Below are 24,108 nucleotides of genomic sequence, written 5' to 3'. Positions count from 1 at the left end.
TGTTCAGCGGTGTGCGTAGCGGTTCTCGAAGTCCCGCCAGTCCGCCTCCAGTTTCCATTGGAGGCCGGCCTTGGGACTGGCGGCCAGGAACGTCCGGCAGGCCGCGCTCGGCGGCCGGTCCGGGTCGGGGGTGTCGTTCCGACACGGCTGGGCGAACGTGCCGTATCGATCCTGCTCCTTCCACAGGCCGCGGCCCTCGATGAAGGCGTGGTCCAGCGAGGCCCGCGCCATCGTCCGGAGCCGGCTCACCGTCACACCCTGGTCGGTTACGGCCTGTTGGAACACCGCGGTCAAGTCGGTCCGGCTGACGCCGGGGTCGTCGGTGGCCAGGGCGACCGGTACGCCGGCGTCGAGGTAGGTGCGCAGCGGGTGCCGGTCGCCGTGAACCCGCAGGATCTGGGCGTTGCTGATCAACGGGGCTTCGACCAGGACGTGTTGTCGGCGCATCCGCGCGCCCAGCGCCTCCGGATCCGTCTCGTGGGACAGATCCACTCCGTGTCCGATCCGGTCGGCACCGGCGATGCCGACGGCCTCGTTGATGTGGAAGCTCAGGTCGCGGCCGCCGACCCCGTTGAGGCCCTCGGCGAGTTCACCGGCGTGCAGGCTGACGCGTACCGAAGGGGAACGGGACTTGAGGTAGCCGGTCATCTTCATGTGCAGGGTGTAGTCCCGCAGCGCGACGGGGTCGTCCTCGGGCTGGACCATGTTCACCCCGACCACCCCGCCGAGCCGTTGGCGGGCCAGCTCGAAGCCGAGGATCTGTTCGGCGAAGACATGGCGGGGGTCCTGGGCGCGCAGCACCTGGTAGTCGAAGCGGACGGCGACCCGGCAGGCCGGTGGGGCCGGTTGGTTGTCGCAGCCGAGGAGTTCGCGGTAGTCGCGGACGCTCCGGTCGTTTTCGGCGGCGGCCCGCCGGACCAGGGCCTGGAAGCGCGGATCGGCCGTCAGCGTGGCGTGGAACTCCGCGAGACCGGACGGGACGGGGTCCTTCGGGTGGATGCGGTCGACAAGCTGGTTGAGGGCGCCCTCCTCCGGCGTGACCAGGGTCTCCAGGTAGCTGCTGTGCTCCCGTGCCGCGGCCTGTGTCACCTCGGCGAGCATGTCCGCGTCGTGGCCCGTCTCGGCCTCCTCGAACTTCCCGAACGTGGCGAAGAAGTGGTCGTGTCCGGGCTGCGGGTCGCCGTCGGGCGGGAGGACGAACCCCCGCATCGACCATGCCTCGATGATCTGCCGCCGGAACGGACCCGGTGGCAGAGCGTCCTGCGCCGGGCGCTGTCCGGCCCCGCAGGGCTGGGGTCCCGGCACGACGACATGGGTCGCGGCGTCTATGCATTTACGGTCCCGCGCCGCGTAGCCGATGAGTGACTCCGCGCGCACGGCACCCCCCAAGTGGTGGTGCAGGTCACCGCCCTTGGGCAACTCCGCCAGGAAGCGCCTGAGTTCACTCGGGGAGCCGGCGATCCGCGCCAAGTACGCCTGGACTTGGGCCTGTTCAGAGCCGGAGCCGCCTCGGTCCGGTGCGGCGGCGACCGCGGGCAGCGCCCCCGCGGCCACGCCAAGGGCCGTCAGACCGGCCAGCACCGGCCACCGGATTCCGTACCTCTTCCGCATGCCGTTCCTCTCTTCACCGCGGTGGGCAGCACCGTGCCGCGGGGTTCGGTCTGTCCGGAAGTCCCTCCCCTCCCAGCGGCCCGACCATTCGCACCATTCCCACCAGGCATGATGAGCCCGCCCTTCGCACCGGACACACCGCCGCCCGGGCGCGGCCGGCGGGGCCGGTCAGGGCTGTGGCACGCGGGGCAGCAGGAGGCGCCAGAAGTTGGTCAGCAGCGACGGCGAGACCCCTGCGGGGTCCTGGCGGGAGAGCAGCTCGAAACCGGTGGTGGCGGCGACGATCACGTCGGCCATGCCGCGCTGCTCGACGCGCTCGATCAGCAGGTCCTCATCGGATGCCTCCGCGACCACCTTCTGCACGAAGTCCTGCCACTCCTGGCGCAGATCCAGGCCGCCTTCACGGGGCGTCTCTCCGCTCAGCTTCAGACCCGCGCGGCACACGACATCGCGCCGCAGCTGGTCGGCCAGCGCGTACGAGGTGGCGGTCAGCCGCTGCACCGCGTTCATCTCCGGACGCTGAGCGTTCCAGGCGGCCCGCCGCAGCCGCAGGGCCGCCGTCGATTCCACGCTCGACGCCACGGCGGCCTTGTTCTCGAAGTGGAAGTGGAGGGCGCCCACACTGACGCCGGCCCGGGCACTGATCTCGGCCAGCTTCGCCTGTACGTATCCGTACCGCTCAAACGCCTCCGCCGCGGACCGGATGAGTGCTTGGCGGGTGCGCACGGCGCGTTGCTGTTGGACCACCGGTGACTCCAGGTACAGGGGGTTGCAGTAGGCGGTTGAGAGGGTCGGCGCGACGTCGGCTAGGGCTCGATGAGCCCGGCTCTGATGGCGTAGCGGGTGAGTTCGAGACGGTCGCGCAGGCCGAGCTTCTGCAGGAGGTTGGCGCGATGGCGTTCGACGGTCTTGCTGCTGATGACGAGCAGCTCGCCGATGTCCTTGGACGAGTGCCCCTCGGCCACGAGCTTGAGGATCTCCTCCTCCCGCTCGGTGATCGCCCGGTCGGGCAGCGGCCGTCCTTGGCGCAGCCGCTCCAAGTACTCCCGGATCAGGGTGTTTTCGGCCCCCGGGTAGATGAACGGCTCGTCGCGCACGGCGGCCCGGCAGGCCAGCACGAGATCGCGGTCGGCGACCGTCTTCAGGACATAGCCGCAGGCGCCGGCCTTGAGGGCTTCGAAGAAGTACTGCTCGTTGTGATACATCGTCAGAATCAGGATGCGCAGCCCGGGTTGGAGCCGGGACAGTTCGCGGGCCGCCTGGAGTCCCGTCTGACGTGGCATGGCGATGTCGAGGATGGCGAGGTCGATCTGTGTGTCGCGGGCCCGGGCGACGGCTTCGGCTCCGTTGTCGGCTTCCGCGACGACGGTGAGACCCGGCTCGCTGTCGAGGATGAGCCGGACTCCGCGGCGTACCAGCGCGTGGTCGTCGGCGAGCAGGATGCGGGTCTGGTCCGGGGCCGTCATGCGGAGCTCCCCGCCACGGCGGCCACGTCCAGGCGGACCTCGGTGCCGCCCTCCGCCCCGGCGCGGAACGACAGCGCGGCGCCTATCAGCAGCGCGCGTTCCCGCATGCCGCGCATGCCGTTGCCCTCCGGCGCCTGCCCGATGCCCTTGCCGTTGTCGCCGATCACCAGCTCGACCGCGCCGGTGGGGCCGCCCCGCAGGCACAACTCAGCCTGCGTCGCCGCCGAGTGGCGCGCCATGTTGGTCAGGGCTTCCTGGGCGATGCGGTAGAGGACGAGTTCGCTCTCCTGGTCCAGCGGGGGCAGGCCGCGGTCGATGCGGTGGCGTACGGTCAGGCCCGGCATGGTGAATTCGGCGGCCAGGGCCCGCAGCGCGCTGGGCAGCCCGAGCTCTTCCAGGAGGGCGGGGCGCAGGCGGCGCGCGATGCGGCGGATCTCGTCCAGACTGCCGCGGGTCGTCTCCTGCGCGAGGCGGAGTTCTTCGCCGAGGGCGGTGGGTGCCTGGTCCGCGGCGTGCTTCAGTTGAAGCAGTACGGCGGTGAGGCTCTGGCCCACCTCGTCGTGCAACTCCCTTGCCACGCGCTGGCGTTCGGCCTCCTGGGCGGACAGGATGCGGGCGCTGCTGGCGGCACGCTCGGATTCGAGACGGTCGAGCATGGAGTTGAACGTGCGGGTCAGGTCCGCCACTTCACCGCTCCCGACGACCGCCGGGCGGGCCTCGGGCCGGATCAGATCGGCCGTCGTCATGGCCTGCGACAGCCGGTTCAGAGGTGCGAGTCCGAAGAAGCGGACGAGCAGTGCGTTGACCACCAGCATCACGGCGGCCCCGGCGACCACCACCTCGGCCTCGCCCGGACGGGTATGCCTGGAGACCGTGACGTACGGCCCCAGGAGCATCGCCATGGCCACGAGGATCACCGTGGCGTTCAGCAGGAAGATGCGCCAGAACAACGACATCGCCCCTCCTCTCATGTCTCCGCGAGCTGCCTGCCCTCCGTGCGAGGTCTGCGGCGCGAGGCCGTATACCTGGGGTGAACACGCTGGTCAGGGCAGTCTCCGCAATCGGCGCGGTCGCGTCCATACATGCTGACACCCATTTCGGGGTGCCCGCCGAGGCGGCCGATGCGGTCGAGGCGGGCGGGGAGTTCAGCGTCCGGGAGCGCCGGCGCGCAGTCCGTCCATCACCAGGTCCATGAGCCATCCGGCGCGCGGCCGCCAGTCTCCGTGCGGATCGATCTGCCACAGCCCGGCGATGGCGAGCACGAAGTCGTCGGGGGTGACTCCGGGGCGGATGGTGCCCGCCTCCTCGTTCGCGCGCAGCAGCAGCGCGACGGCCGAGGTCACCGGGCCGTGGCCGAGTCCGGCCAGGCTGCCGCGCGAGCTGGTGGCTTTGCGCATCGCGTCGGCGAGGCCGGCCTTGGCCATGGCGTACTGGGCCAGCCGGTCCATCCATTCGCGCAGGGCCTGGTCGGGCGGGCGGGTTTCGAGCAGTTGGGACGCGGCGTCGGAGACCTGTTGGACCTCGTAGCGGTAGACCTCAAGGACGAGCGCCTCGCGGCTGGGGAAGTTGCGGTAGAAGGTTCCCTGACCGACACCGGCCTTCTTCGCGATCGAGCTGAGCGGGACATCGGCCGAGTGCGTCAGCTCCGCCAGCGCCACTTCGAGGATGCGCTCGCGGTTGTGCCGCGCGTCCGAGCGCAGTCGCTCGTCCTTGTTCTGCCGCACTCGTCCTCCTTCCGAGAACCGCGCCGGAACGGCCCTGCTACGCGGACATCGGAACAGCCTTGCTAAGCGGACAGCTGTCCGTTAGGTTCGACACTGACGGACAGTTGTCCGTTTGGGCCCACCATAGCGCCAGACACGGCCGGTGTGGACGGCCGGTGGCGATCGCGACCGGCTCCTCCCCCGCCGCCCGAGTCGGCTCCCCTCTTGTACAGCGCCACCCCTCACGCACCGCCCGCACGCATTGTCTGCTTCACGAACGGTCCGCCGGGAGCACGGCGTACGCCGCGCCGGCCTCCAGGTGACAGGAACCGCTCGGTCGACCACGTCGGCGACAGGGCCCGCGCCTCGGCGCCCGCCGCGCACCACATACGTGAAAGAAGGCTGTTCATGGCCCCATCGACGTCCAGCGCCATCACCCTGACCATCAACGGAGAAAAGCGCACGCTGCCCGTCGACCACCGCACCACCCTGCTCGACGCGCTGCGCGAGCGGCTCGATCTGACCGGCACCAAAAAGGGCTGCGACCAAGGCCAGTGCGGTGCTTGTACGGTGCTGATCGACGGGCGCCGGGCGGTGTCCTGCCTGCAACTCGCGGTCGCCGCCGAGGGACGCGAGATCACCACCATCGAAGGCGTGGCCCGGGGTGAGCAACTGCACCCCGTGCAGCAGGCGTTCCTCGATCTCGACGGCTATCAGTGCGGCTACTGCACACCGGGCCAGATCTGCTCGGCCATCGCGGTGATCGAGGAGCACGCCGCGGGCTGGCCGAGTGCCGTGACCACCGATGTGCGGCCCGGAGCGGGGGTGCCGGCACTCACCGCCGAGGAGATCCGCGAGCGGATGAGCGGGAACCTGTGCCGCTGCGGCGCGTATGTGTCGATCGTCCAGGCGGTGGCGAGGGCCGCCGAATCCGCGCAGGCGCCGCCCGGCACGCCGGATGACGCGACCGGTGCGGCCGGAGCGGGCGTGGCGGCATGAGAGAGTTCGGCTATCGGCGCGTGTTCGACGTCCCCGGCGCGGTCGCCCTGCTCGGCGCCGACCCCGATGCGCGCTACCTCGGCGGCGGCACCAATCTGGTCGACCTGATGAAGGCGGGGGTGGAGCGCCCCGCACTGCTCGTGGACGTACGCGAACTGCCCCTCGACCGGATCGAGGCCACGGCGGACGGCGGTCTGCGGATCGGTGCGACCGTGACCAACAGCGACCTCGCGGCCGACCCCCACGTGCGGCTCCGCTACCCGGCGTTGGCGCAGGCCGTGCTCGCCGGTGCGTCGGGGCAGCTGCGCAACATGGCGACGGTCGGCGGGAATCTGCTCCAGCGCACCCGCTGCGGCTACTTCGCCGACCTGACCAGGCCGTGCAACAAGCGTGTTCCCGGCAGTGGTTGTCCCGCGATCGCGGGCGAGCACCGCAATCACGCCATTCTCGGCGCCTCCGAGCACTGTGTGGCCGTCCACCCGTCCGACATGGGTGTGGCGCTGGCGGCGTTCGACGCGGTGGTCTGCTACGAAACGGCGGACGGGCCGGGCGAGTTGGCGCTCACGGAGTTCTACCGGCCGGTGGGCGACACACCGCATCTGGAGACCGCGCTGCCGCCCGGCGCGCTGATCACCGCCGTCTGCCTGCCGCCGGCCCCGGTCGCCGCCGCCTCCCGCTACCGCAAGGTGCGCGAGCGCGCGTCCTACGCGTTCGCGATCGGCTCGATCGCCGCCGCGCTCGACGTCCGGGACGGCACGGTGCGCGAAGTGCGCCTCGCCTTCGGGGCGGTGGCGTCCCGGCCGTGGCGGGCCCGGGCGGCCGAGCGGGCGCTGACCGGGGGCCCGGCGAGTGCCGAGGCGTTCGCCGCCGCCGCGGACGCCGAACTGGCCGCCGCCGAAGTGCTGTCCGACAACGGATACAAGGTGACCTTGATGCGCAACCTCGTCGTGGCCCTGCTGACCGAGCTCACCGAGGAGGCCGCCCGATGACGACGACCACGAGCCTGACGGCGGTGACCGGATCCGTCGGCACCGCCCACACCCGGGTGGAGGGCCGGGACAAGGTCACCGGAGCGGCCCGCTACGCGGCGGACGTCCCCTTCGCCGAACTCGCCCACGGCTGGATGGTGTTGTCGACCGTCGCCCGGGGCCGGGTCCGCTCGGTGGAGTCGGAACCCGTCCTCGCGATGCCGGGCGTCCTCACCGTCCTGCACCACGGGAGCGCGCCACGCGTCGACGGGGACTACACCGGCGTTCTGGGCCGCCCCGACCCCATCGTCGCCTGCTTCCAGAACGACCAAGTCCCGTTTGTGGGCTGGCCGGTGGCGCTGGTGGTCGCGGAAACGCCCGAGCAGGCCAGGGAGGCGGCCGAGGTGCTGGTCGTCCGCTACGACGAGGAACCGCACGACGTCGACTTCTCCGCCGGACGCTCCGGTACGTACACGCCGCAGAACTCCCCCGCGCTCCAGGCGGAGACGGGCAAGGGCGACCTCGATGCCGAACTCGCCTCGTCCGCCGTCGTGGTGGACTCCGAGTACAGCACGCCGGAGGAGCACCACAGCCCGATGGAGCCGCATGCGGCGATGGCGCGCTGGGAGGGCGGCCGGCTCGAAGTCATCGACTCCAACCAGGGCACCACATGGGTGGCGGACGAGCTCGCGAAGCTGTTCTCCCTGGATCCGGCGTCGGTGCGGGTGCGTTCCGAGCACGTCGGCGGAGCGTTCGGCTCCAAGGGGGTCCGCCCGCACCAAGTGCTCGCCGTGATGGCCGCGACCGTCCTGGACCGCCCGGTCCGGGTCGTACTGACACGCCGTCAGATGTTCTCGGCGGTCGGCTACCGCAGCCCTACCGCACAGCGGGTCAGGCTCGGTGCCGACGCCGACGGACGGCTGCGCGCCTTCGACCACCAGGCCCAGAACCTCACGTCGCGGGTGCACGAATTCGTCGAGCAGAGCGCCTCGATGGGGCGCGTGATGTACGACGCCGACGCGCACCACACCGTCAACCGCGTGGTACCGCTCGACGTGCCGACGCCCACGTGGATGCGCGCGCCGGGCGAGGCGCCGGGCTCGTTCGCGCTGGAGTCCGCGCTGGACGAGCTCGCCGAGAAGTGCGGCATCGACCCGATCGTGCTGCGCGCCCGCAACGAGCCGGCCGCGGGGCCGGTCTCCGGGCTCCCGTTCAGCAGCCGCAATGTGCTCGCCTGCTTCCAGGAGGGGGCCCGCAGGTTCGGCTGGGCCGAGCGGGATCCGCGCCCGGGGCTGCGCCGCGAAGGGCGCTGGCTGCTGGGGACCGGCACGGCGGCGGCCACGTACCCCTCGGGAGTCGCGCCGTCCACGGCCGCGGTGACGGCTGAGGCGGACGGCACCTTCACCGTACGGATCAGCGCCGCGGACCTCGGGACCGGTGCGCGGACCGCGCTCACCCTGATCGCCGCGGACGCGCTGGAGGTCGAGCCGGGTCGCGTCCACGTACGGATCGCGGACAGCGACTTCGGCCCGGCGATGATCGCGGGCGGCTCGATGGGCACCCGCTCCTGGGCGTGGGCGGTCATGGCGGCGGCGGGCGAACTGCGGGAGCAACTGGCCCTGGGCGGCGACATTCCGCCGCAGGGCGTCACCGCACGCTCGGACACCTCCGCGGCCGTCGGCGCGCTGTCGGCGAAGGAACGGCACTCCTTCGGCGCGCAGTTCGCCGAGGTCGCGGTGGACACCACCAGCGGCGAGGTGCGCGTGCGGCGCATGCTCGGCATCTTCGCCGCGGGCCGGATCGTCAACCCGCTGACCGCGCGCAGCCAGCTCGTCGGCGGGATGACCTGGGGCATCTCGATGGCGCTGCACGAGGAGGCGGCCAGGGACCGGGCCTCGGGCTCGCACGTCGCCGCCGATTTCGCGGGCTACCACTTCGCGGCCAACGCCGATGTGCCGCTCATCGAGGCGGACTGGGTGGACGACCCGGACGCGGACGATCCCGTCGGGATCAAGGGCATCGGTGAGATCGGAATCGTCGGGGCCGCGGCGGCCGTCGCGAACGCGGTCTGGCACGCGACGGGCGTACGCCACCGGAACCTGCCGATCCGTCCCGACCGCGTACTCCTCGCGGGCACCGGGGAGGCCACGGCCGGCTGATCCCGCCGGGGACGACCCCGCCCTCGGGGACCACGCTTCAGAAGGAAGGATCCACATGCTGGACATAGCCGATGAATTACACCAATGGGTGGGCGAGGGACGGGACTTCGCAGTCGCCACCGTGGTGGCGGTGGGCGGCAGCGCGCCGCGCCGGCCCGGCGCCGCCCTCGCGGTGGACAGCGAGGGCACGGCCATCGGCTCGGTCTCCGGCGGCTGTGTGGAGGGGGCGGTGTACGAGCTGTGCGTCCAGGCGCTCCGGGACGGCACGTCGGTGCGCGAGCGGTTCGGCTACAGCGACGAGGACGCGTTCGCGGTGGGGCTGACCTGCGGCGGGGTCATCGACGTCCTCGTCACGCCGGTACGCTCCGAGGCGCCGGACGCCCAGGTGATCGCCGCGGGACTCGCGGCCGCGACCCGCGGGGACGCGGCGGCGCTCGCCCGCGTGACCGAGGGCCCGGCCGGACTCGTGGGCAGGGCCCTGCTCGTCCGCTCCGACGGATCGCAGGAGGGCGGTCTCGGCGGCCACCCCGAGCTGGACCGGACGGCGGTGGCTCAGGCACGGGCGATGCTCAACGCGGGTCGCACCGGCTCGTTCACCGTGTCCGAGAGCGGATCGCACTGCGGGGCTCCGGTGACGGTGTTCGTGGAGTCGAGCGTGCCGCCGCCCCGCATGATCGTCTTCGGCGCCGTCGACTTCGCCGCGGCGCTGGTGCGGGCGGGCAAATTCCTCGGCTACCACGTAACGGTGTGCGACGCCCGCCCCGTGTTCGCCACGCGGGCCCGGTTCCCCGCGGCCGATGACGTCGTGGTCGACTGGCCGCACCGCTATCTCGCGGGCACCGAGACTGACGGCCGCACGGTGCTGTGCGTCCTCACCCACGACGCCAAGTTCGACGTACCTCTGCTGGAGACGGCACTTCGGCTGCCGGTCGCGTTCATCGGAGCGATGGGCTCGCGCCGCACCCACGAGGACCGCAACCGCCGCCTCCGGGCGGTAGGCGTGACCGAGCGCCAACTGTCGCGCCTCCACTCGCCGATCGGCCTGGACCTGGGTGCGCGTACGCCTGAGGAGACCGCGCTGTCCATCGCGGCGGAGATCGTCGCGGCCCGGCAGGGCGGAACGGGCCTCCCTTTGACCGGCCTGGGCACGCCGATCCATCCTGACCTGGGCGTGGGCGGGGCGCCTGTGGGCGGCACTGGTGTGGACGGGACACATGTGGCGGCGTGAGCCGGGCGGGAACACCGAAGGCATTCCGTTCAGGCTGCGTGAACGCGACCGGTCCGGTCACGCACCAATGTCCTCGTTCCACAATTCAGGATTCGCCGCGATGAAGTCCGTCATCATGGCGACGCATTCCGGATCGTCCAGCACCACGATCTCCACTCCGTGCCGGGCGAGCCATTCCTGCCCGCCCCGGAACGTCCTGTCCTCGCCCACGACGACCCGCGAGATGCCGAACTGCCGTACCAGACCGCTGCAATACCAGCATGGCGCAAGTGTGGTCACCATGGTCGTTCCTCGGTAGGAACGTTGGCGTCCCGCATCGCGAAAGGCCGACGTCTCCGCGTGAAGTGACGGATCGCCGTCCTGCACCCGCAGATTGTGCCCACGCCCCAGCACCGTGCCGTTCGCACCGTAAAGCGCGGCGCCGATGGGGATACCGCCCTCGGCGAGCCCCGCCCGGGCCTCCGCAACGGCAGTCACCAACCACTGCCGGGCCAGGTCCTGGTCCATGTTCATGCCCCTGTCGTCGCTCACTGCCCTGTCTCGCTCGCCTGGTGCGTGCCCGCCGCGTTCCAGTTTCCCGTGTTCCGGGTTACGCCGGTGTCCGTACCCGCTCGTGGCGCAGGAAGACAGCTCGAAGTCGCTGTCGTTCAGGCGCAGTTCACCCGCCGGCTCAACAACTCGCCGTCGAACCAGAGAGCCCGCAGTCCCGAGGCCCTGGCTTGAAGGCGGTGCCTACCGTGATTCCTCCGTCCGCGTCTGCGACGGAGGGCGCAGGGCGGCGAGGGCTGCCGCCTCCACCGTGGCGGACGGCCGGAAGAGGGCGTCCAGGCCGCCCGCGGCAAGGATCTTCAGATGCCAGGGCCGTACGCAGACCACGGCGAGCTGGCCGCCGCGCTCCCGGATCCTTCGGTGCGCCCGGCACAGCAGCGTAAGGACGGCGCAGTCGAAGAAGGCGACCGGCCGCAGGTCCACGATCACCCGGGCGGCCAGCGGGTGCGTGGCGGCGTCGAGGTGCACCTGTACGCCGGGCGCGGTGGCCAGGTCGACGGCGCCGTGGATCTCGACCACCGTGAACCCCTGCCTCAGATGGGAACGGGCGTTGCCGCACGGGTCCGGCAGCAGCCCTGGAGGCAGCGGCACTGGTGCGGAGACAGCTGGCCGAGCGGTTGTTCCCATGGCGGCTCCCGGTGCGGAACGACTCCCGCGGATACGGGAGTACACGGTCGTCGGGCAGTCACCGTGATCCGGGGTGACGCACTACCACCCTAGGAACAGGCCCGCATGCAGAAACGTGCACCCTCTCAACAGTTCACCCTGCGGGGTGAACGAAAGTTGCGCCACCCCCCACACGAGTACCCCGTGAGGGCGGTCGCGGCAGTCACAGGGGCCCAACACATTCGGCCCATTGCCGTTTCGGCGGACACTGGCATGCTGTGCGCCGTGGAAGATCAAGGAAGCCATGACTCGGTCCGCCGCAGCTACGACGCCGTCGCCGAGACGTACGCCAACCGCCTCCGTGATGAGCTCGCCGGCAAGCCGTTGGACCGGGCGCTGCTCGCGAGCCTCGTCGAGCAGACGGAACCCGGCGCGCCCGTCGCGGACCTCGGCTGCGGGCCCGGGCACGTCGCGGGGTGGCTCGCCGAGCGGGGCGTGAGCGCGGTCGGCATCGATCTGTCCGCCGCCATGGTCGCCCTCGGGCGCCGCGAGAATCCGGCGGTGGAGTTCCGCGAAGGGGACCTTCTGGCGCTGCCCGCAGCCGGCGGCGAATTCGGGTCGGCCGTCGCCCTGTACTCGGTCATCCACCTCGCGCCGGCCGAACTGCGCCGCGCCTTCGAGGAGGCCCACCGGGCGCTGCGCGGCTCCGGTCTCCTGCTCGTCGCGTTCCACGTCGGTTCGGAGGTGCGGCACCTGGACGAGTGGTGGGGCCATGAGGTCGACGTCGACTTCCACTTCCTCGAAACCGCCCGGGTCGCGGAGGCACTGACCGCCGCGGGATTCACCGTCGAGATGCGGATGGAGCGTACGCACTACGCCGACGAGGCAGAGACCCGGCGCGCCTATCTACTGGCGCGCCGGGTCTGAAACCTCCCCAGGCACGGGAAACACCCGTCAGTAGGCCCCGTGCACGTTGTCGATCGACCCGTAGGTCTTGGCGGCGTAATTGCACGCGGCGGTGATGTTGGCGACCGGGTCGTAGAGGTCCGTTGACGTGCCGGGCACGTGGAAGGCGGCGAACGTGGGCTGGATCACCTGGAGGAGTCCCTTGGAGGGGATGCCGGCCATGGCGTTGGAGTCCCAGTTGTTGATGGCCAGCGGGTTGCCCGACGACTCGCGCATGACGTTGCGGTAGATGCCGTTGTAGGTGCCCGGGATGCCGTGCTGGGCCATGATGTCCAGCGACTGCCTGATCCAGCCGTCGAGGTTGTTGGTGTACGACGAGACGTTCGTCACGGCGGCGGTGTTCTGGGTGGTGAGGCTGGTCTGCCGCGCGGAGCGGTCGGCCCGGCCGGACGCGGTGGCTCGGGAGGTGCTCGCCTGGTCGGCAGGGGTTGCCGCAGCCTTCGCCGGGGAGCCGACCGTGAGCTTGAGGCCGGGGTGGATCAGGGCCGGGTTACCGCCGATGACGCTCCGGTTGTCCTGGTACAGCTGCTTCCAGCCGCCGCTCACGCTGAGCGCGTCGGCGATCTTGGACAGCGAGTCCCCCGAGATGACGGAGTAGCTCGTGGCGGCGGCCTTCACCGCGGTGATCGGCTTGGCTGCCGCGACTGCGGGCGCCGCGGCCTTGACGGCAGTGCCGGTGTGCACCGATGCCGGTGCGGCAGCGGCCGTGGTCGCGCCGATCACCGGAATGGCGAGCACGGCGCCGCCCGTACCGGCGGCGGCGAGGCCCCGGGTGAGCGAGTTGGACTTGGGGCGGCGGTGCTTGCCCTTTCCAGGCATGTGAATTCCTCTCCTTCGCCTGCGAGGTGAGCTGTCGGGTTCGGACGGGAGCTGTCCGGTCGCAGTGCGGGTGTGCACTCGACTTCACCCCTTAGCCATTCCGGAATCCGGATCGGCGGCTTACCTGGGTCCCCCGCTCCTGCCGTACGTGTGTGGGAGGTTCCGGACGGCGGCAGGATTCGGCGTTCCATCCGGATTGCGGTGAACCTAAGCGAATGGGCGGACCGGAAACAAGACCGGAATTCAACGGAGGTGATCCGGAATAGGGATTCCCTAAAGTCCCGCACCCCCACGGACCTCCGTTCCGGCCCCCAACTCTCTTGCGCCAGACCCGAAATGACCCTCACCCCCTCCGCCCGTAGATCACGCCGCACGTGACCCAATTCACTCGCCCGGCGAGGCCCCCGAGACGTGCACACAAAAGCGCCCGGGTGCAGGCAATAGCCCCCAATTCCGACATTCTCGATTCGAGAGCGGGGGTTGCTAAACTGTAGTATTTCGGACAAATCCCTACTCGGGATTCACCGACGCCACCCATCCCCCGACGGCCAGGGCGCCGCGTGATCCGGGCCGTGCGCGCCCGCAGAGCCTCCAGACAGCCATTCGCGGCGTGCCCGGTCTCCCAAGATCGTCCCGGCGCGTCCCAGCCCGCCCCAGCGCTGAAGGTCGCATTACCAGGAGGCCACGCAGGCGTCGCGATCAAGAAAGGATGGCGGAGGACATGAACGGCACCAGCGAATGCAAGAACATTCCCCCCAACCGCCCCCGCCGACCACACCCGCTGACCTTCTCGTCGTGAATCAGGCGCCAGGAACCAAGCGTTTGCCGGTGGATACGTGCGCGCCGTCACCCAACACCGAGGAATCGCGGCATTCGTGGCCGAGGGGCTGAATCGGGATCCCGCCGCATTGCGCGAGGTGGGCTTTGCTGTCTTCACTCGGGGCGTCATCCCCGTCCCGGGGGTCACAGCGGCTGCCGAACCGTCAATCGTCCGGTGAGCTGCGGCCGTGTGCCGGTGCGGACCGGAGACGTCGCGGTGGCCGGCGAAGCGGGCGGTGCCGTCAAGCTCCCCGCCGCCCCCTGAGCGCTATCGCCAACTGCCGTATCTTGGCCGCGAATTGATCGAACCTCCCCTTCCCCTACTGACGCGTCCACGCCAGGATTCCCTCTCGGCGGTCGGGCCGCATCCGGTGCCCGCCACAGGGAGGAGAAGGCAGATGCCCCAACGGCATCGGCGGCGGTACATCACCTGTACCGTCGCGGCCGCCGCGTTCGGCCTGGTCGGCGCTCAGGCCTTCGCGGCCACGGGTTCCACTACACCCAGACCCTGGAACGCGCGTCATCAGGCCGATATCGGCAAGCAGCACACCCAGCAGATCCGCTCCAAGTCGGCCAAGGGCCTCACACCGGACGGCGGCGACGGCGGCTCCGACGAGGCGCAGAACTCCGCCGAATCCACCGCCCAGTACACCGAAGCGCGTACCGCACCCGGCGTCGTCGCGCCCGGCGCCTACGGGGCGGCCTGGGCCCAGTTGCAGTCCATGCGGCACACGCAGGGCGCCTGGGGCCATGTCACGTCGAAGGCGTACGACTCCGACGACCCGCGCTACCGCGACATCAACTCCAACTCCAGCGGCGGCTCGGGGAAGGTCACCGGCCGCATGACCGGGCTCGCCGCCGACGACCAGGGCTATGTGTACGCGGGCGGCGCCAACGGCGGTGTGTTCCGCTCGAAGACCGGTGGCGGCAACTGGCAACCGATCGCCGACAAACTGCCCTCGCTGTCCACGGGCACCCTCGCCCTGGACGGCTCCAACCGGCTCTGGTACGCGACCGGCGAGTCCAACACCGGGGCAACCTCCTTCGTGGGGACGGGAGTTTACGTCCTCTCCGATCCTGGGCACGGTCAGTTCCAGCCCGGCGGCCGGGTCGGCGGCGCGGAGTTGGAGAGCACCACGATCCACGCCCTGCGGTTCGCCGGAACCACCGTGTGGGCGGCCACCAGCCGGGGCGTGTGGTCACACTCCACCACCGCCCTCTCGGGCCCGTGGAAGCTGGAGTTCGCCCCCAACCCCGACTATCTTCCGGGTGGTTCCAAGGCGGCCGACCCCTCGGCCCCGTACAAGAACATCGCCAATGACATCGCGGTGGATCCGAAGGACCCGAGCAAGGTGCTGCTCGCCATCGGCTGGCGTGGTGGCGACACGTACAACGGGCTCTACAGCAGGCAGGGCGGCGAGTGGAAGCCGGTGTCCGGCATCGGTGATCTGCCGACGAGCAGCGCCGACGTGGGCAATATGACGTTCGGCGCGGCGGCCGACGGTTCGCGCCTGTACGCCATCGACCAGTCGCCGGCGCAGATGGCGTCCAACCCGGACAGCGGCCTGAAGGGCGTGTACGTCTCCACGTCCGGGTCGCCGTTCGGGCCGTGGACGCTGATAGCGGACTACACCAAGCTGAAGGCATCCGGCTCGGCGCTGCAGAGCGCGGGCTACCTGCCCGGCATCCAGTCCTGGTACAACCAGTTCCTCCAGGTCGACCCGAACAACGCCGACCACGTGTACCTGGGCCTTGAAGAGGTCTTCGAGACCAAGAACGGCGGCACGAGCTGGGTCACCCCCGGCCCGTACTGGAACTTCCCGTTCCCGTGCTGGAGCATCGACCCGGCCAAGCAGACCGGCGACTGTTCGCCGACCACACATTCCGACCAGCACGCGGTCGCGATCGGCAGCTACCAGGGCCAGAGCTACGCCTATGTGGGCAATGACGGCGGGCTCTACCGCCGCCCGCTGAACGGAGCGGTCGACTCCGGCGGCCATGCCAAGGACTGGCAGTCCCTCAACGACGGCACCATCGACACACTCCAGTACTACTCGTTGGGCGTCGGCAAGGACCTCACCTATGGCGGCGTCTCGGTCACCGGCGGGCTGCAGGACAACGGCCAGTCGATCCTGCGCGGCCGCGACAAGGTGATGGGCTCGAACTTCGGCGGCGACGGCGGCGACACCATCACCGACCCGGGCAACGGCTGCGACATCGCCCAGGAATACGTCTACCTCGATATGTGGGTCACCCAGAACTGCGGTGTGAACGACGGCAGTTGGTCCACCGATCCGGCCAAGGCGACCGAGTACGAGGTCGCCCCGCCGGACAAGGACCTGGGCGGCGCGGGCGCCCGCTTCATCGCGCCGATCACCTCCGACACCAAGGACAGCAACACCTGGGTCGCGGGCGGCCGGCATGTGTGGGTGCAGAACAAGGGCTTCGCGATCCGGTCGGGTGCGGAGTGGAAGAGCGCGTACGACCTCGGCGGCGGGCATGTGGCCACCGCGGTGGCATCGTCGGGCGGCACGGTCTACGTCGGCTGGTGCGGCCCCTGCGACAGCAAGGGCTTCAGCCGGGGCATCGCGGTCGGCAACGCCGACGGGACCGGCTGGCACCAGCTCAGCCTCCCCGTCGACGGCACCGTCCCGAACCGCTACATCTCGGGCTTCGAGGTCGACCCGGCCAACGCCCAGCACGTGTATGTCGCGGTCAACGGCTTCTCACGGAAGTGGACCGAGGGCCCCGGCGCAGGTATCGGCCACGTCTTCGAGTCCCGTGACGGCGGCGCCAACTGGGCGGACCTCTCGGCGAACCTGCCCGACGTGCCCGCGAACACGGTGAAACTCCTCCCCGGCGGAGGACTCGCCCTCGGCACCGACCTCGCCGTCTTCTACCGCCCCGCGGGCGCGGACCAGTGGAAGGTGCTCGGCAGCGAGCTGCCCACCACGGCCGTGCTCCAGCTGAAGCTCGGCCCGGACAACAACCTGTATGCCGCCACCCACGGACGCGGCATCCGGTCGTTCGACGTGCGCCGCCTCAAGGGCCGTAACGGCTGACCGCACCACTGAACGCGGGGCCGGTGTGTGGGGCACACACCGGCCCGCCAGGTTTGTCGCACGAGAGCACGGCATGCATGGCACATGCCGTCCGGACGCGTCAGTGGGTGCCCACCTCCCGGACGAGTTCCAGTCCCAGGACCCGGTCCAGATGAGCGAAGGTCTCGAACTTGGCACCCGGCGGTACGTCGGATGCCGTTTCCAGTGCGTGCAGCAGGCGGAGGACCGCGGGGGTGTCCAGCCGGGCGTCCAGAGCGGCGCGGGCCGTGCTCCGGAGGTCGGCGGGGATCGGCTTCGACGGCTGCTCGGCCCAGCGCGCCACGGCACGCCGCCAGCGGGCGAGCGTGCGGCCGGCTTCGCCGATCTCGTCGGCGGTGGCCGCGACCGGCTCCTCGTACGGATGCCCGAGCAGCAGGAGGCGTACGGCCAGCAGGTCGAGGCCTTCGGTCGCGGGCAGAGCGGCTTCGCCGATCTGCAGGCAGGCGACGCCCTCGCCCTCGTACGTCTCGGTGGTGAGCCGGACGCCGGGCGGGCCGCCGAACGCCTCGGTGATCCGCGCGTGGTCGCCCTGGGCGTCGGCGGGCCGGATTCCAGCGGCTGCGGCCGATGTGTGCCGCGGGCCGGTCCATCCCACGAGCACCGCTCTGCCGCGCAGTTCCACGACGCGCGCCAGCACGTCCGCCACCAGCAGCACCCGCAGTCCGGTCCCCGTGTTTCCGTCGGCAGGGGCATGGGCACAGATGCGCAGCGGACCCGGGCCGGCGAGTTCCTCGACGATATGCAGCACATCGCCGACCCTAGGCCCTCTACCCCGGCGAGGACACCAGCTCGCGAGAGTCCGCGGACCGGAGGCGGCGTGTCGGGCGGCGGGCTTCCAGGTGACGGACCGGCGAGCGCGATATGACCGTCTACGCGGCTGTAGATGCCAAATGACCGCTCCGCGGCCGGGTCAGCCGCCCTTGATCCGCAGGGCGGCAAGCAGCGCAAGGGCGCAGGCCTGGATCGCGGCGACCACGGCGACGAGTACGGGGATCGAGTAGCCGTACAGGGCTCCGGTGAGGGTCCCGCCCGCCAGCCCGGCGGCGCCGATGACGCCCGCGAAGACCCCGTACGCGGTGGCCCGCCGCCCAGCCGGAACGAGGTCGGCGACCGTGGCACGCAGGGTGGATTCCTGGATGCCCATGGCCGCGCCCCACACCAGCGAGCCGCACACCGCGGTGACGAGGGTGCGGGTGAAGGCGAGCGCGGGAACGGCGGCGGCAAGCAGCGGCAGCACCGCGAGCACCCGTGGCCCGATGCGGTCGTACGCCCATCCCGTGGCCAGCGCGGCGAGCGCGTCCACCGCCATGGCGCCCGCGTACAGCACCGGCACCCAGGCCACCGCGAGCATGCCGCGCTCGACGAGGTGGAAGGAGAGCAGCCCGAAGCCGGCGAATCCGGCGGTGGTGGCGGCGATGAACGCGGCGTACATCCAGAACGCGGCGGGCAGCCGGCCGTCCGGCGCGGAGCCCGGTCCGGCCACCGCCTCGCGTTCGTACGCGCCGGGGTCCGGGACCCGCCGCCGCAACCAGACCAGGAGCGCGAGCACGCCCACGCCGGGCACCGCCAGCACTCCGAGCGCGGGAGCGTAGTCGCCGCCGGTCAGCGCGAGCACTCCGGCCACGGTCAACGGGCCGATCAGCGCGCCGATTTGATCCATCGCCTCGTGGACGGCGAAGCCGCGCCCCCGGCCGGTCGCGGCGGTCGCGTACGACAGCAGAGTGTCCTTGGCCGGGGACCGCACGGCCTTGCCGACCCGTTCGGCGATCACCAGCACGCAGGCCGCCCACAACACTCCGACCAGGCCGAGCACCGGAACCGCGGCCACGGTCAGGGCGTATCCGGCGATGGTCCATCCCCAGAACCGGCCCGAGCGGTCGGCCAGGGGGCCGGAGACCAGCCGCAGCCCGAGTGCCGCCGCCTCGCCCGCTCCGGTGACGACACCGACGACGAGGGCCGAGGCGCCGAGCGAGGCGAGCAGGGGGCCGGTGATCGAGCGCGCGCCCTCGTAAACGAAGTCCGCGAGGAGGCTGACCGTGCCGAACCAGACCACAAACCGCCATGGCCGCATGCCCGCCGCGGCCGGGCTCAGCCCCACAGCACCTCGGCGAGCGCCACCCCCATGAAGACCGCGCCGAGTCCGGCCACGACACTCACGACGATGTTCGCCGCGGCGTAGAGCTTCGCCCCGTCCTCGGCGAGCCGCAGCGTTTCGTACGAGAAGGTCGAATAGGTGGTCAGCGCTCCGCAGAGTCCGGTGCCGACGAACAGCTGCACCTGCGAGGACGCGGCGCCCGCCGTGACCGCGCCGGTGAGCAGGCCGAGTACCAGGCAGCCCACCACATTGACGGTGAAGGTGCCCCAGGGGAACACGGTGTCGTGCTTCTTCTGCACGGTGCGGTCGGTCAGGAACCGCAGCGGCGCGCCGATGCCCGCCCCCAACACCACGAACAGCCAGTTCACTTGGCACGCTCCCGGCCCACGTACCGGATGACCTCGCAGTCGTCCAGGACGACCAGGCCCTCCGCGACGAGTTCGTCGAGCTGCGGCAGGAAGCCGCGGATGCGCTCCTCGTCGTCCACGATGACGACCGCCACGGGCAGGTCCTCGCTCAGCGACAGCAGCCGCTGGGTGTGGATGAGGGAGGAGGCGCCGAAGCCCTCGATGCCCCGGAACACACTGGCTCCGGCGAGCCCCGCCGCGTGGGCGCGGTGCACGATCTCGCTGTACACGGGCTTGTGGTGCCACAGGTCGGTCTCGCCGATGAAGATCGTGACCCGCAGGGCCCGGCCGGTGAGTCTGGTCATCGCCGCCTCCACACCAGTACGCGGCGCGTCAGCCACACCGCAGCCCACACCGCCGCGAGCGCCGTCAGCAGCGTCAACGCCAGATAGGCCAGGGCGGTGCGCGCCTGTCCGCCGGCCATGAACTTCTGGATGTCCACGGCGTACGTGGAGAAGGTGGTGAAGCCACCGAGCACGCCGGTCCCGAAGAACGGCCGCACCAGCCTGTGTGCCGCCCACACATCGGTGATCACCACCATGAACACGCCGATCACGGCGCACCCCAGGGTGTTCACCAGGAGTGTGGTCCAGGGGAACGCCCCGGGCGCGGTGGGCCACAGGAGCGAGGCCCCGTAGCGGGCGCAGGCGCCGATCGACCCGCCGAGGGCGACCACCGCCACGACCGGGCCGAGGCCGCGCGCGATGTCCCGCCGCTGGGCGGGCACGGCCGCCTCGGCATCGGGGCCGGTGGGCTCGAAGGCCGCCCGCGACTGCTGGGCTCCCTTGGACATACGTCTCCTACCTGCAGGGCACCCTTCCCCGAGCTCTCAGCTTCGTTCGAGCAAGGGGAGACCGCACTCCGGGCGCACGGGCTCGCAAGTAGGGACCGTTGGCGGCGCGGATGCCGCGGTTCGGGTACGGCGGGCCCCACCGCCGCGCGGCGACCACAGGGGATCACCGCTCCCCCAAGGCTAGCGCCCGGCCTCGCCCGCTCGCCAACCGGCACCGTTCCGGGCGCACGGTCAGGGACCGGGGTGACGGGGGGCGGTGGCCGCGCCCGAGTGGGCGGCCGGGAGGAACGCGGCGTTCGCCGACCCCGCATTCCTGCGCCCGCCAGTGATCCGCACCGGTCAGCAGCGCCCCGGGCCGCCGTTTCCGCGCGCCACCGCCACGCGGGGAGTGACGTCCGCGTCGCGGGTTCTGGGCAGCGGCGTCAGGCGTCCGGAATCCGCGCGCAGGGCGGTCGCGTTGCGCGCGGAGACCCGGCCGAGGGGGGCGGGGGTGAGCACGGACTGGCTCTGGACGTACGCGATGAAGGACTCGAAGTCGCGGGTGTGCCGCACGGGTTCGGTGTGGTCGAGCAGGGCCGGGTAGTCGTCCTGCCCGGTCAGCGTGTACGCCGTGGTGGCGAGCCGGTAGGTGGCCTGCGGATCGAGCGGGGTGCCGTCGATGAGGACGTCCGCCGGGTTCACCCGGTTTCCCACCGACCCGGCGGCGTCGAAGGTGTACCGCACGTTGTGCGAGACGGCGAGCGGCGCGTACGTGAGGACGTTGCCCTTCATCGCCCACTGCTGTTCCAGCACGTCGTGGATGCTCTGGCCGGTGACGGTGGCCGTGAGGATGGGGTCCCCGTAGCCCACCGCGTTGAACGCCTTGGTGTAGGAGACCGCGCCCTGGACGGTGGCGTCGAGGGTGAGGTCGTCGTTGACGACGGTGGGTCCCTGACGCGGTGCGATCGCGATCAGGGCCAGCTCGGCCGGGTCGTTGGAGTAGATGTTCCCGGTGTCGAAGGGGTCCAGCGGCTGACCCCCGGCCCACAGCGCCCAGTCCGCCGCGAGGTTGCCCATCGTGCTTTCCCCCGCGCCGTTGAGGGTGCGGGTGAACGACGCGGTCTGCCGGCCGATGCGGGTCGCGCCCCGGTTCTGCGCGTACCCGGTCCAGTAGTCGGAGGTGTCCTTCAGGTCCCGATTGGGCGTCACATCGTGAGTGTTGGGATGGTTGGTCGACGTGGTGAGGGCCCGTACGACACTTCCCGTCACCGGGTCGAGGCGGAGGTTGATCTCGTTGATGATCTGCGCGTGACAGCCCGCTTCGACGAACGGCCGGGGCCGGCCCGCCGGGTCGGGCACCATCATGTTGAACGCGCAGTGCCAGTGCCCGGTGACGATCGCGTCGATGTCGGACGACACGGCGAGCGCGAGGTCGTAGGCGGGCCCCGTGGGCGCGGTCCCGCTGTTGAAATCGCTCCCGGCCACCGCCCCGTCGTGCATGCTCAGCACAATCGCGTTGACTCCCTGCGATTTGAGCTGCGCCGCATAGCGGTTCGCGGTCTCCACCTCGTCCAGCATGCGCAATGCCGTCTGGAATGAGGTCGGAAAGGATTCGGTTCCGGTGACCGTCAGGTGGATGAATCCGATCGGCAGCCGTCGGCCGCCCGGGCCCTGCACCCACTCCACATTCACCGGGGGAAGGACGGTCTTTCCGGAATCCCCCCAGAGCATGTTGGCGCAGTAGTAACGGAAGTTCGCGCCGGGAAAGGTCCGTCCGGTGGAGTCGGGGAAGCTGTTCGTCCACCCCCGGCCGGCGTACGGTCTTCCGTGCTCCATGTGGTCGATCAGGAACCCGGGGCTGCGGTCGAACTCGTGGTTGCCCGCCGTCGCGAAGTCGAGCCCCATCCGGTTCAGCGCCTCGATAGTGGGTTCGTCGGCCAGTGACGCGGCCGCGAACGACCAGCCGGAGAAGAGGTCCCCCGGCGCGAAGAACAGCGAGTTGGTGTGTCCGGACCGCAGTCGTTCCAGGTGGGCGGCGAGGTAGGCGACGCCGCCGACGGTGAACCGCTGCCCGCCCGCGCCGGTGATGACCGCGTCCCCGGCGGGCGGGGCCTGCAGATAGCCGTGCAGGTCGGTGATGCTGAGCAACTGCACGTCCACGTACTCGGATGCGCTCGCGGCGTCGTGTGCGTCGCCGGTGGCCAGTGCCGGAGTGCCCGTCGCCGCCATCGTCACGAGTGATCCCGCCGCGGTCAAGAAGCTACGTCGACCCACGCCCCACATTTCGACTCCCTCATTCGAAACTACGCGACCCTGCCGGGAGCGATGTTCCGGCTCCCCACCTGGCGGCCTGGAGAACTACGCGACTCGAAATCCGCTGATCGTGGGCACAAGGAATGCGACACGGCGGGACTGCCGGACTCCATGACAGACCGCCGAGCGACCAGCACCGCCTCCGAGCCGCCGACAGGGTCCACTCAACCGCACGAACCACACGGAGAGAGAAAGCTGCGCGTAACTCGGAGGATGTGTCGCATGACCAGTTGCTGAACTGAAATCAGTACATGTGAAACGTACTTGGGCACCGGCCGGGCGAATGCGAGCCCGCCGCTCGGGGAATGCGGACGCGATACGGATCCCATTCGGCAGGCCGGTCCCAACGGCGTCCGGGACGGGCCGGGGTCGATCTCTCCTCATCGAAGGCCGCCCTTCCCCGTCCCTGCGGCTCGCCCCGCCGCCGAGCCGCCGCGCCATGGCGGCGTCCGGCTCCATTCGCGGAACTGCACCCGCTGAGATTGTCCCCGCAGGCCCGCCGCCAAATCAGCGTCTGCTCAGGGGAGTTGAGACAATGCCAAGGATTCGGCCACAGCTCGACACATGCCCGTCACCGGAACGCCGCGCTGTTGCGGGCCGCCCACTCGGCGAACGCGCGGGGCGGGCGCCCCAGGAGCTGCTCGACGGCCGGGCTCACCCGCTGTTCGGCGGGCGAGGGTTCGCCCAGGACGGCGAGGGTGCCGTCCACGACCGGCTCCGGCATGAACCGCGACAACTGCGCCCGCGCCTCGTCGCGGCTGAGGGCGATGAACCGTACCGCGCTCCCCACCGCGTCGCCGATCGCCCGCGCCTGCTCGCGCGGGGAGACCGGCGCGGGGCCGGTGAGTTCGTAGGTGCGCCCCGCGTGAGCCGGGTCGCACAGCGCCAGGGCCGCGACCTCGGCTATGTCGGCCGGGTCTATGGCCGGAAGCCCCGTGTCGGGGAAGGGTGCGGCCACGGTCCGGTGGGAGCGGACCGACTCCGCCCACATGAAGGCGTTGGAGTGGAAGCCGCCCGGCCGCAGAACCGTCCAGTCAAGACCCGACCGCCGCACCGCGTCCTCGAACGCCGCGAGGTGCTGGTGGGAGACGGCACCGGGTCGGGTGCCGACGATCTGGGAGGACTGCAGGACCACGCGTCGGACCCCGCCGGACTTCGCCGCGCCGAGGACGGCGTGCGGGTCCACGCCCTCACCGCCTCCGGCGATGAGGAGGTGGAGCGCGTCGGCGCCGTCGAGTGCGGACTTGAGGCTCTCGGGTTCGGCCAGGTCGGCCCGGACATGACGTACGCCCGCCAACCCCTTTTCTACTGGCGGGAGTTGACGGGACACGGTGGTGACCCGCTCCCCCACCGCGACGAGCGCACGCACGAGCGGACGGCCTACGTTTCCGGTGGCTCCGGTTACTACGATCATGATCAGTTCCCCAATCCGGTCGCCGGCCCGTTGGGCCCGCGGTTTCGGTCATTGACCTCAGCATCGAGGCTGAACAGGCCATCTTCTGGCCAGTTTCCCGGAGAGAATGATCC

21 protein-coding genes, 1 pseudogene and 1 riboswitch are annotated in these 24,108 nt (G+C 70.9%); of the genes and pseudogenes, 7 read left to right on the top strand and 15 right to left on the bottom strand.

The annotated features are described in order from the left end of the window. Positions 1-3 precede the first annotated feature (3 nt). The 5 genes from ACIBK6_RS11200 to ACIBK6_RS11180 all read right to left on the bottom strand — a co-directional run bounded on the left by ACIBK6_RS11200 (position 4) and on the right by ACIBK6_RS11180 (position 4,801). On the bottom strand, positions 4-1,611 hold the full coding sequence (locus tag ACIBK6_RS11200) for an adenosine deaminase (protein WP_399050808.1): 1,608 nt from the start codon (positions 1,609-1,611) through the stop codon (positions 4-6). 168 nt (positions 1,612-1,779) lie between these two features. Continuing rightward, positions 1,780-2,358, bottom strand: a complete 579-nt coding sequence (locus ACIBK6_RS11195) for a ScbR family autoregulator-binding transcription factor (RefSeq protein WP_399050807.1) — start codon at positions 2,356-2,358, stop codon at positions 1,780-1,782. A 59-nt stretch (positions 2,359-2,417) separates the two neighbouring features. Continuing rightward, a complete protein-coding gene (locus ACIBK6_RS11190; RefSeq protein ID WP_399050806.1) occupies positions 2,418-3,077 on the bottom strand; it encodes a response regulator in 660 nt (219 codons plus the stop codon). Then, positions 3,074-4,033: a HAMP domain-containing sensor histidine kinase gene (locus ACIBK6_RS11185; protein WP_399050804.1), complete on the bottom strand. Its 960-nt coding sequence runs from the start codon at positions 4,031-4,033 to the stop codon at positions 3,074-3,076. The genes ACIBK6_RS11190 and ACIBK6_RS11185 overlap by 4 nt, the downstream gene beginning before the upstream one ends. Before the next feature lie 189 nt (positions 4,034-4,222). Beyond that, the gene (locus tag ACIBK6_RS11180; RefSeq protein WP_399050802.1) at positions 4,223-4,801 is read right to left on the bottom strand and encodes a TetR/AcrR family transcriptional regulator; all 579 of its coding nucleotides are present in this window, start codon (positions 4,799-4,801) and stop codon (positions 4,223-4,225) included. A 387-nt stretch (positions 4,802-5,188) separates the two neighbouring features. On the opposite strand from ACIBK6_RS11180, the gene ACIBK6_RS11175 reads away from it, so the two are divergent. The 4 genes from ACIBK6_RS11175 to ACIBK6_RS11160 are packed head-to-tail and all read left to right on the top strand — an operon-like array spanning position 5,189 to position 10,134. Next, on the top strand, positions 5,189-5,779 hold the full coding sequence (locus ACIBK6_RS11175) for a (2Fe-2S)-binding protein (protein ID WP_399050801.1): 591 nt from the start codon (positions 5,189-5,191) through the stop codon (positions 5,777-5,779). Continuing rightward, the gene (locus tag ACIBK6_RS11170) at positions 5,776-6,768 is read left to right on the top strand and encodes an FAD binding domain-containing protein (protein ID WP_399050799.1); all 993 of its coding nucleotides are present in this window, start codon (positions 5,776-5,778) and stop codon (positions 6,766-6,768) included. The genes ACIBK6_RS11175 and ACIBK6_RS11170 overlap by 4 nt, the downstream gene beginning before the upstream one ends. After that, positions 6,765-8,906, top strand: coding sequence for a xanthine dehydrogenase family protein molybdopterin-binding subunit (locus tag ACIBK6_RS11165; protein ID WP_399050798.1), 2,142 nt, complete (start codon positions 6,765-6,767; stop codon positions 8,904-8,906). The genes ACIBK6_RS11170 and ACIBK6_RS11165 overlap by 4 nt, the downstream gene beginning before the upstream one ends. A 55-nt stretch (positions 8,907-8,961) precedes the next feature. Then, positions 8,962-10,134 carry an XdhC family protein gene (locus ACIBK6_RS11160; protein WP_399050796.1) on the top strand — a complete coding sequence of 391 codons (1,173 nt, stop codon included), beginning with the start codon at positions 8,962-8,964 and terminating at the stop codon, positions 10,132-10,134. 57 nt (positions 10,135-10,191) lie between these two features. On the opposite strand, the gene ACIBK6_RS11155 is transcribed toward ACIBK6_RS11160, so the two are convergent. Next, the gene (locus ACIBK6_RS11155) at positions 10,192-10,641 is read right to left on the bottom strand and encodes a nucleoside deaminase (RefSeq protein WP_399050794.1); all 450 of its coding nucleotides are present in this window, start codon (positions 10,639-10,641) and stop codon (positions 10,192-10,194) included. Positions 10,642-10,866: 225 nt separating this feature from the next. After that, complete coding sequence (locus tag ACIBK6_RS11150) at positions 10,867-11,274, bottom strand: STAS domain-containing protein (protein ID WP_399051000.1); 408 nt, start codon at positions 11,272-11,274, stop codon at positions 10,867-10,869. Positions 11,275-11,574: 300 nt separating this feature from the next. On the opposite strand from ACIBK6_RS11150, the gene ACIBK6_RS11145 reads away from it, so the two are divergent. Beyond that, entirely contained in the window at positions 11,575-12,216 is a 642-nt protein-coding gene (locus tag ACIBK6_RS11145) for a class I SAM-dependent methyltransferase (RefSeq protein WP_399050792.1), read from the top strand. A 27-nt stretch (positions 12,217-12,243) separates the two neighbouring features. Here the strand turns inward: ACIBK6_RS11145 and ACIBK6_RS11140 are convergent, their stop codons facing one another. Then, positions 12,244-13,074 (bottom strand): transglycosylase SLT domain-containing protein, encoded by an 831-nt coding sequence (locus tag ACIBK6_RS11140; protein ID WP_399050791.1) that lies wholly within the window; start codon positions 13,072-13,074, stop codon positions 12,244-12,246. A 3-nt stretch (positions 13,075-13,077) separates the two neighbouring features. Then, positions 13,078-13,269: riboswitch (cyclic di-AMP (ydaO/yuaA leader) on the bottom strand. A gap of 626 nt (positions 13,270-13,895) precedes the next feature. Here ACIBK6_RS11140 and ACIBK6_RS11135 point away from each other — a divergent pair. Next, a pseudogene (locus tag ACIBK6_RS11135) lies at positions 13,896-14,072 on the top strand (RraA family protein); the annotation flags it as partial. Positions 14,073-14,291: 219 nt separating this feature from the next. Beyond that, on the top strand, positions 14,292-16,955 hold the full coding sequence (locus tag ACIBK6_RS11130; protein WP_399050790.1) for a WD40/YVTN/BNR-like repeat-containing protein: 2,664 nt from the start codon (positions 14,292-14,294) through the stop codon (positions 16,953-16,955). A gap of 100 nt (positions 16,956-17,055) precedes the next feature. Here ACIBK6_RS11130 and ACIBK6_RS11125 read toward each other — a convergent pair whose 3' ends face one another. The 7 genes from ACIBK6_RS11125 to ACIBK6_RS11095 form a co-directional block, all read right to left on the bottom strand. Beyond that, on the bottom strand, positions 17,056-17,742 hold the full coding sequence (locus tag ACIBK6_RS11125) for a hypothetical protein (RefSeq protein ID WP_399050788.1): 687 nt from the start codon (positions 17,740-17,742) through the stop codon (positions 17,056-17,058). A 162-nt stretch (positions 17,743-17,904) separates the two neighbouring features. Then, entirely contained in the window at positions 17,905-19,092 is a 1,188-nt protein-coding gene (locus ACIBK6_RS11120) for an MFS transporter (protein WP_399050787.1), read from the bottom strand. Then, the gene (crcB, locus tag ACIBK6_RS11115; RefSeq protein WP_399050786.1) at positions 19,083-19,457 is read right to left on the bottom strand and encodes a fluoride efflux transporter CrcB; all 375 of its coding nucleotides are present in this window, start codon (positions 19,455-19,457) and stop codon (positions 19,083-19,085) included. Before crcB (ACIBK6_RS11115) ends, ACIBK6_RS11120 begins: the two co-directional genes overlap by 10 nt. Continuing rightward, positions 19,454-19,801: a DUF190 domain-containing protein gene (locus tag ACIBK6_RS11110; protein WP_399050785.1), complete on the bottom strand. Its 348-nt coding sequence runs from the start codon at positions 19,799-19,801 to the stop codon at positions 19,454-19,456. Before ACIBK6_RS11110 ends, crcB (ACIBK6_RS11115) begins: the two co-directional genes overlap by 4 nt. After that, complete coding sequence (crcB, locus tag ACIBK6_RS11105) at positions 19,798-20,289, bottom strand: fluoride efflux transporter CrcB (protein WP_399050783.1); 492 nt, start codon at positions 20,287-20,289, stop codon at positions 19,798-19,800. The genes ACIBK6_RS11110 and crcB (ACIBK6_RS11105) overlap by 4 nt, the downstream gene beginning before the upstream one ends. A 339-nt stretch (positions 20,290-20,628) precedes the next feature. After that, the gene (locus ACIBK6_RS11100) at positions 20,629-22,551 is read right to left on the bottom strand and encodes a bifunctional metallophosphatase/5'-nucleotidase (RefSeq protein WP_399050781.1); all 1,923 of its coding nucleotides are present in this window, start codon (positions 22,549-22,551) and stop codon (positions 20,629-20,631) included. A 601-nt stretch (positions 22,552-23,152) separates the two neighbouring features. Then, positions 23,153-23,995 (bottom strand): NAD(P)H-binding protein, encoded by an 843-nt coding sequence (locus ACIBK6_RS11095; protein WP_399050780.1) that lies wholly within the window; start codon positions 23,993-23,995, stop codon positions 23,153-23,155. Positions 23,996-24,108 lie beyond the last annotated feature (113 nt).

It is taken from the genome of Streptomyces sp. NPDC050485, from assembly GCF_044458185.1.
Lineage (GTDB): Bacteria > Actinomycetota > Actinomycetes > Streptomycetales > Streptomycetaceae > Streptomyces.
This window is presented reverse-complemented; position numbering and strand designations above follow the sequence as displayed.

Coding starts and splice junctions, on each gene's coding strand:
- ACIBK6_RS11200 (WP_399050808.1), bottom strand. CDS start 1,611: ATGCGGAAGAGGTACGGAATCCGGTGGCCGGTGCTGGCCGGTCTGACG.
- ACIBK6_RS11190 (WP_399050806.1), bottom strand. CDS start 3,077: ATGACGGCCCCGGACCAGACCCGCATCCTGCTCGCCGACGACCACGCG.
- ACIBK6_RS11185 (WP_399050804.1), bottom strand. CDS start 4,033: ATGTCGTTGTTCTGGCGCATCTTCCTGCTGAACGCCACGGTGATCCTC.
- ACIBK6_RS11175 (WP_399050801.1), top strand. CDS start 5,189: ATGGCCCCATCGACGTCCAGCGCCATCACCCTGACCATCAACGGAGAA.
- ACIBK6_RS11170 (WP_399050799.1), top strand. CDS start 5,776: ATGAGAGAGTTCGGCTATCGGCGCGTGTTCGACGTCCCCGGCGCGGTC.
- ACIBK6_RS11165 (WP_399050798.1), top strand. CDS start 6,765: ATGACGACGACCACGAGCCTGACGGCGGTGACCGGATCCGTCGGCACC.
- ACIBK6_RS11160 (WP_399050796.1), top strand. CDS start 8,962: ATGCTGGACATAGCCGATGAATTACACCAATGGGTGGGCGAGGGACGG.
- ACIBK6_RS11155 (WP_399050794.1), bottom strand. CDS start 10,641: ATGGACCAGGACCTGGCCCGGCAGTGGTTGGTGACTGCCGTTGCGGAG.
- ACIBK6_RS11140 (WP_399050791.1), bottom strand. CDS start 13,074: ATGCCTGGAAAGGGCAAGCACCGCCGCCCCAAGTCCAACTCGCTCACC.
- ACIBK6_RS11130 (WP_399050790.1), top strand. CDS start 14,292: ATGCCCCAACGGCATCGGCGGCGGTACATCACCTGTACCGTCGCGGCC.
- ACIBK6_RS11110 (WP_399050785.1), bottom strand. CDS start 19,801: ATGACCAGACTCACCGGCCGGGCCCTGCGGGTCACGATCTTCATCGGC.
- crcB (WP_399050783.1), bottom strand. CDS start 20,289: ATGTCCAAGGGAGCCCAGCAGTCGCGGGCGGCCTTCGAGCCCACCGGC.
- ACIBK6_RS11100 (WP_399050781.1), bottom strand. CDS start 22,551: ATGTGGGGCGTGGGTCGACGTAGCTTCTTGACCGCGGCGGGATCACTC.
- ACIBK6_RS11095 (WP_399050780.1), bottom strand. CDS start 23,995: ATGATCGTAGTAACCGGAGCCACCGGAAACGTAGGCCGTCCGCTCGTG.